Raw genomic sequence first — 333 nt, forward strand, 5'->3', positions numbered from 1 at the left:
GGCGCGCGCGGCGGACGCGGCGCCCGACCTGGACCCGCGCCCCTGGTGGGACGCGCGGCGCCTCGACATCGACCTGCTGCTGTGGCGGCTGCGGGGGCATCCGGACCTCGCGGCCTTCGTCGACCGCGCGCTCGGCCCGCTCCTGCGCCACGACCGCACGGCGCGGCCCCCGCTCCTGCCGACCCTGGAGACCTTCCTCGACCACGCGGGCCGCAAGGCGGAGACGGCCCGCGCCCTGCACCTCAACCGCCAGACCCTCTACAACCGCCTCGCGCGGATCGGTGAACTCCTCGGCACGGACCTCGACGACCCGCACACGGTGCTCTCGCTGAG

1 protein-coding gene is annotated in these 333 nt (G+C 76.6%); it reads left to right on the forward strand.

Translation table 11 applies throughout. The annotated features are described in order from the left end of the window. Window positions 1-333 (forward strand): helix-turn-helix domain-containing protein (locus G3I42_RS26235; protein WP_164289927.1); only part of this gene is annotated, 333 nt, incomplete at both ends.

This window comes from Streptomyces sp. SID11385 (assembly GCF_010548245.1).
Lineage (GTDB): Bacteria > Actinomycetota > Actinomycetes > Streptomycetales > Streptomycetaceae > Streptomyces.